4 protein-coding genes are annotated in these 5,690 nt (G+C 69.3%); 1 reads left to right on the plus strand and 3 read right to left on the minus strand.

The window, feature by feature from the left end:
- Positions 1-10 precede the first annotated feature (10 nt).
- Together PKH97_RS13050 and PKH97_RS13055 are read right to left on the minus strand one after the other, a co-directional pair.
- Positions 11-1,447: a GuaB1 family IMP dehydrogenase-related protein gene (locus tag PKH97_RS13050; RefSeq protein WP_324387934.1), complete on the minus strand. Its 1,437-nt coding sequence runs from the start codon at positions 1,445-1,447 to the stop codon at positions 11-13.
- A 39-nt stretch (positions 1,448-1,486) separates the two neighbouring features.
- Complete coding sequence (locus PKH97_RS13055) at positions 1,487-2,326, minus strand: maleylpyruvate isomerase family mycothiol-dependent enzyme (protein ID WP_324387935.1); 840 nt, start codon at positions 2,324-2,326, stop codon at positions 1,487-1,489.
- Between the two features lie 183 nt (positions 2,327-2,509).
- On the opposite strand from PKH97_RS13055, the gene PKH97_RS13060 reads away from it, so the two are divergent.
- The gene (locus PKH97_RS13060; protein ID WP_324387937.1) at positions 2,510-3,751 is read left to right on the plus strand and encodes a DUF445 domain-containing protein; all 1,242 of its coding nucleotides are present in this window, start codon (positions 2,510-2,512) and stop codon (positions 3,749-3,751) included.
- Positions 3,752-3,830: 79 nt separating this feature from the next.
- On the opposite strand, the gene PKH97_RS13065 is transcribed toward PKH97_RS13060, so the two are convergent.
- The gene (locus PKH97_RS13065; RefSeq protein ID WP_324387936.1) at positions 3,831-5,144 is read right to left on the minus strand and encodes a hypothetical protein; all 1,314 of its coding nucleotides are present in this window, start codon (positions 5,142-5,144) and stop codon (positions 3,831-3,833) included.
- Positions 5,145-5,690 lie beyond the last annotated feature (546 nt).

Here is a 5,690-nt window from a genome sequence, read left to right on the forward strand (position 1 = left end):
TCGGCGACGCTCACCAAGACGTATGCAGTGGCCGCCCCTCCGCGAAGCCCGCCATCGACTGCACCCCGACCACCGCCTGCTCGGCGAACGCGGGGACGGTGGCCACGCCGGCATACGTGAAGCTGGAGCGGACGCCCGCGGTAATGGAGTCGATCAGGTCCTCCACGGACGGGCGGGCCGGGTCGATGTACATGCGGGCGTGACTGATGCCCTCCTCGTAGATCGCCTTGCGCGCGCGGTCGAAGGAGGTCTCGGCGGCGGTGCGGTTGGCGACCGCTCGGCTGGACGCCATGCCGAAAGACTCCTTGTAGGTGCGGCCCTTCTCGTCGGTGAACAGATCACCGGGCGATTCCATGGTGCCGGCGAACCACGACCCGATCATCACATTCGACGCTCCGGCAGCCAGCGCCAGAGCCACATCGCGAGGGTGACGCACGCCGCCGTCGGCCCAGACGTGTTTGCCGACTTCTCTTGCGGCGGAGGCGCATTCGAGGACGGCGGAGAACTGCGGCCGCCCGACAGCGGTCATCATCCGGGTCGTGCACATCGCGCCGGGACCGACGCCGACCTTGACGATGTCGGCGCCCGCGGCGATCAGGTCACGGGTGCCGTTGGCGGTCACGACATTGCCGGCGGCGATGGGCACACCGAGGTCGAGGGCGCGGACCGCGGCGAGGGCGTCGAGCATCTTCTGTTGGTGCCCGTGCGCCGTATCCATGACGAGCACGTCGACCCCGGCCTCGACCAAGGCCCGTGCCTTGCCGGTGATGTCGCCGTTGATGCCCACGGCCGCGGCGATCCGCAACCGGCCATCGGCGTCGACGTTCGGCCGATAGATGGTCGCCCGCAACGCGCCCTGCCGGGTGAGCAGACCGACGAGAGTGCCATCGGGTCGCACCACCGGGGCCAGCCGGTGGCGGGCCCGGGCGAGCGCGTCGAAGGCGTTGGTCGGACTGACCCCGTCCGGCAACGTCGACAGCGACTTCGACATCACGCTGCCCACCTGCGCGAATCGATCCACTCGCGCCAGATCGGCCTCGGTGACCAGGCCCACTGGGCGGTTGTCGACGGCGACGATCGCGGCGCCGTGAGCGCGCTTGGTGAGCAGGACGAGGGCCTCACCGATCGTCTGCTCCGGCGTCAGGATGATCGGGCTGTCATAGACCAGGTGACGCGATTTGACCCAGGTGACGACATCGGCGACAACGGGGATCGGGATGTCCTGCGGGATAACGACCAACCCGCCCCTGCGGGCGACGGTCTCGGCCATCCGGCGGCCGGCGATTGCCGTCATATTGGCGACGACGAGTGGGATCGTCGTCCCGGTGCCGTCCATGCTGGCGAGGTCGACGTCGAAGCGGCTCGCGACAGCGGAGTGACTCGGGACGAGGAAGACATCGTCATACGTCAGGTCGTATGCCGGTGACGGGCCGGGGAGGAAACGCATGGTTCGCATCCTCCCAGGACGTGCGCCCTTGCCGGGGTTTCAGGGAGTGAGGTTGAGGCCTGCCAGCACCCGGCCGGCCAGGTCGAGATCACCGGTGAGGCTGAGCAGAGCGGTGTCCGGGAGATCATCGGGCGTCCGCCGCCCGGCGCCGAGGATGGTCAGTGCCTCCCGGTTGAGCGAGATGACGGCATCCGCGTCGTCGATCCCCTCGGGATCGTCCGGCACATCCGCCTCTGCCGGGTCCAGTTGCCGCCCGCGGCCATCGGCGCTGACGACATAGTCACTGCGCCGCCCATCGAGCACGACACCGATCCGGGTCCCCGCCGGGGCCGCCGCCCGCTTGGCCAGCACGAACGGCCAGGCCGCCGAGAAGATGCCCTCGACGATCTCGGCCGGCGCGCCCGTGAGCCCGCCGGGATGGTCGGTCGCGCGGCGGATGTCCTGTTCGTGCACCCAGGTGTCGAGCACCCGGTTGCGCAGCAACGTCCGGTTGTCCCAGGCCACTGCCCCGGGCGTGCGCTCGGGCTTGCCCTCTGGGTCGTCCGGGAGGCGCTCGGCGAGGTCGACGGCGCGTCGCGCGACCATCTCTCGGTACTCAGCGAGCACCTCGGCGGGCTGCCGGCCGCGTCGCTCGGTGACGCCGGCCTCGGTCCACCAGGCCGCCGGGCCCTGGCCCTCGATCGGCTGGACGTTGGCGGGTTGCTCGCCCGTTGCCAGCTCGCGCTCCAGGGCCGCGAGGTGCGCCAGCACGTCCAGCACGCTCCACCCCGGGCAGTCCGTCGGCCGCTCGAAGTCCGCGGGGGACAGCGACGCGACCAGCTGCTGAAGGCTGGCGGTCGCCGTGACCCAGGCATCGGCATACGTCCGCAGCTCGCTCACAACTCGCAGCGTAGGGGCGCACCGACCGGCGCGGCGAGCGGGCCTACGGAATCACCCGGACCCGGCACGGACCGAGGCCCGCCTGGGAATCCCACGGGCGGGCCAGGAGTTCGACGGATGCCGGACGCGCGCCAGAGCGGCGTGCCCGTGCGGACATCGGGAAGGATGAGTCGTGTGAGCTTCATGGAGCCCTCGCCGGCCGATCAGGCGCGCCGGGCCGGTCTGCGGCGGATGCGGATCGTCGCGACCTCGCTGCTGGGGCTGGCCTTCGTCGTCTTCGTGGTCACGAACGGGCACGCGAGCGGCTGGCTCGGCTACGTTCATACGGCCTCGGAGGCGGCGATGGTCGGCGCGCTCGCCGACTGGTTTGCCGTCACCGCCCTGTTCAAGCACCCGCTGGGCCTGCCGATCCCGCATACGGCGCTGGTCAAGAAGCGCAAGGACGAGCTGGGACGCAGCCTCGAGGAGTTCGTCGGCGACAACTTCCTCACCGAGGAGATCGCTCGTGAGCGGCTCGCCGCGGCCCAGGTGGGCCTGCGGCTCGGGCGCTGGCTGGAGGGTCCGGCGCACCGTCAGCGCGCGCTGACCGAAGGCGCGCGCATTGCGACGGCGGCGCTCGGGCGGATGCGCGATGACGATGTGCGCGACTTCGTCGTGGGCGTGCTCATGCCGCGGCTGACGCAAGAGCCGGTCAGTCCGATCGCCGGGACCTTCCTCAAGGGGATCATCGAGGACCGCGCGCACCACGGGCTGGTCGATCTCGGCCTGACCGAGATCCACGACTGGCTCGCCGCCAATCCCACCGTCTTCGCCACGCTGATGAACGAACGGGCGCCCTGGTGGACCCCGCCGTGGGTCGACGAGCGGGTCATCAACTGGACCTACCAGCAGGCGCTCGCCTGGGTCCGCGACATGCGCGCCGACCCGGAGCACCGGGCCCGCTCGGCGCTCGACACGCTTCTGATCAAGCTCGCCGACGACCTCCACGACGACCCCGACGTGCAGGCACGCGCCGAGGCGCTGAAGGAGCGCGTCCTGTCGCACCCGCAGGTCGGGGAGACCGTTTTGTCGCTGTGGGCGTCGGTCCGCACGTCGCTGCTGGCCGCCCTCGCCGACCAGCAGAGCTCGCTGTGGGCGCGCGGCGACGCCTGGCTGCAGGAGATCGGGTCGATGCTGCGCACCGACACCGAGACCCGCGAGCGCCTCGAAGGTCACCTCGGCGATGTCGTGGCCTTCTTCGTGACCACGTATGGGGACGAGCTCGCCACGGTCATCTCGCACACCGTCGACCGGTGGGATGCCGACGAGGCGTCCCAGCGGATCGAACTCTTCGTCGGACGGGACCTGCAGTTCATCCGGATCAACGGCACCATTGTCGGCGCCCTCGCCGGCGTGGTGATCCACGCGATCTCGCAGCTGCTCTGACCCCATTCCCTAACCTGTGTTAGCAGGGTTTAGGGACAAGGCGCGGGGGGGCGAGGCGAACGGCATACGCCAATGGGCGTCAGCCCGGGCTGCGGCCCCAGGCGACGGCAACCTGTGCGGCGTCGGCGTTTGTCGCGCTCGCGGAGCGGCCGTCGATCGCCTCGAGGAAGCTGTTGCGGCAGTAGATCTCGGGGTGACTGGTCCAGCGGTTGCGCCAGTCGGTGCTCGTGCAGTCCCAGGCAACGTCCTTGCCGCCCATGACGCCATAGGATCCTTCGACGACGCGGTAGAACTGCACGACGCCCCATTCGTTGGCCTTGGGGTTGAGGATGCGCGCCAGGCGGGACGGGGGCGCGGTGCGCTGGTTGTTCTTGACCGACATCGTGTAGCAGGCGAGATTCTTGTTGTTGCAGCGCCCGCCCATGACCGAGACGGTCTTGACGAGATAGGGATAGGTCAGCACCGCGGCCCGGGTGTTGACCGTGGTGCCATAGACGCGCCCGAAGGCGAAACTCTTGGTGACCACGCGATTGGCGTCGGCGTCCATCTTGTTGTTGGGATAGTTGAACATCCCCCACGCGCGGGTGAAGCCCTTGCTGTTGAGGATCGGCAAGGTGGCGCCGCTCTCGGTAAAGCGCTGGGCATCGGTCGTCATCTTGGTCATGTCGGCGTAGTTCATGCCCTGGGAGACCGCGGTGAATCCGTAGGACTCGCGCATCCGGGTCAGGTCCGTCCAGGTCGGCTGCAGCACCTGTTGCTGGTAGCACGTGCGGATGGTCGGGTCGGTCCGGTTGAGGATGACGCCGCCTTGGGCCTGCAGGCCCCGGCTCTGGAGGTCCTGAAGGTTCTGCTCCAGGGTGCGGGCGCCGGCGGGAACGATGGCGCAGTCGCCGCCCGCGGCGACCGACCAGTTGCTGCGGCCGAAGGCGATGGTGATAAACCCATTGGTGGGCGGGGGCGTCGTGTCCTTTTGAAGGGTGAAGGTCGAGGTCGTCGGGGCGCTCTTGGGGTTGTCGGAGGTGACAACGAAGGCTGCCGCCCGGTAGCGGCCCGGATCCAGATTGCTGCCGGTGATCGTGTAGGAGCCAGCGATCTGGCTGTTGGGCGACAAGGTTGCTGCCAGGCTCTTGTAGGACGTGACAAAGGTCCCGTCGACATTGCTCAAGTAGGCCGTGCAGAGGTCACTGGCGTTGAGCTTGCAGAGCGCGACGCGCACTTCACGGACCGAGGCCTCGGCGCTGTAGCCACCGCGAACGGTGACCGACGTGCCCGTGACGGTGCTGCCGTCGGTGGGAGCGAGGATGGTGGCCTTGGCCCCTGCGGCCGCGAGGGCAGGGACGGTGGTCGCGGCGACGGCGGCCAACCCGGTGGTCAGGACCGCTGCAGTGCGCATGGTGGTTTTCATCGGGCTCGTACCTCACTCGTCGGGCGGACCGGGCCGTCAGGCTCGGGGCACTCTCGCTGGTTTTTGTTGAGCCGCAGCTGGTGCTGCGCGCGTTGGCGCTGCTGTGCGGCGTCGGCCAGCAAATGTCGGTGGCCCGGCCAGGGTACCCGGATCGGTGCCCCGTCGGGAAACGCGCGGGTCGAGAAGTGGGGGACTGAGCAGCGCGGACGGGGCCGGTGAGCAGCGCGGACGTCGTCCGACGGCGGGGGGGTGCGGCAACGGCATACGTGCTCGGGAATGATGATCGCCGGTGGATGCGTTACAGTTTTTGCGCGTCGGGCCGCGGCAGCCCCGGGTCCCAACTAATAGCCGCTACGAGCGGCCACGCGCCGTGAGGCGCTCCCGGCCCGACGTGCAAATCTTCCCCTTTCGCCCGCTGTCCCTTAGGTCTGCTAGCAGCGTTTAGGGCTCCTCCAGCACGGTAGAACCTGCTCGACGTCACCTAAGCCTCGATCCGTGGATGGATCGGGTTGTTTGGGGTGGGGGCGGCGGGTC

Origin of the sequence: Nostocoides sp. (assembly GCF_035343835.1) — a bacterium.
Lineage (GTDB): Bacteria > Actinomycetota > Actinomycetes > Actinomycetales > Dermatophilaceae > Nostocoides_A > Nostocoides_A vanveenii.